The organism is Sphingomonas populi (assembly GCF_004208535.1).
GTDB classification, from domain to species: domain Bacteria; phylum Pseudomonadota; class Alphaproteobacteria; order Sphingomonadales; family Sphingomonadaceae; genus Sphingomonas; species Sphingomonas populi.
Map to the genome: position 1 here is coordinate 1 of NZ_SGIS01000163.1, position 781 is coordinate 781.

Here is a 781-nt window from a genome sequence, read left to right on the forward strand (position 1 = left end):
TCACTCTTATTTAGCGGTGTAGCCACCGTCGACGACCAGTTCCGAGCCGGTCATGAAACTGGCATCGTCAGACGCGAGGAAAGCTACGACTGAGGCGATCTCTTCGGGCTCGGCCATTCGGCCCAGCGGCGTTGAGGAGGTCATGAAGGCCTTCAGTTCGTCTGGGAAGGCCTGGGCGAGCGGCGTTGCGACAAAGCCGGGGTGCACCGAGTTGACGCGGATCGGCAGCTTATCTTCCGCGAACTCCAGCGCGGCCACCTTGGTGAACAGGCGCACACCGCCCTTGCTGGCATTGTACGGGCCGCCGTCCGGCAGGGCGACCAGACCCATGATCGAGGAGATGTTGACGATACTGGCGCCACCCTTCCAGTCGCGCCCGCTCTTCGCGAGCAGATCGGCACAGTGTTTCGTTCCGAGGAAGACTCCGTCCAGGTTGACGGCGATCGTCTTGCGCCAATTTGCGAGCGTCTCCTCGCGTATCCGGCGGGGAATACCGATGCCTGCATTAGAAACGAGGATGTCGAGCCGACCAAAGCGCGCCTCGATCGCGGCGACTGCCTGGACCCATTCGTCCTCGTCGGAAACGTCGAGCCGGACATAGGCAGCCTTGTCGCCGAGCGCGGTAAGGTCTTCATCAGCCGTGTCGGCCAGATCGGCGACCATCACAGATGCGCCTTCCGCCAGAAACCGTTCGACGCACGTCCGCCCGATACCCCTAAGCCCCCCGGTGACCAGCGCCACCCGCCCCGCAAGCCGACTCATGCTGCCGGCATCCAGGCCA

Annotated in this window: 1 protein-coding gene; it reads right to left on the reverse strand. The window is 63.6% G+C overall.

The window, feature by feature from the left end; translation table 11 throughout:
- Positions 1-6: 6 nt before the first annotated feature.
- A partial coding sequence (locus EWE75_RS24725) for an SDR family NAD(P)-dependent oxidoreductase (protein ID WP_427915825.1) occupies positions 7-781 on the reverse strand: 775 nt, incomplete at its 5' end.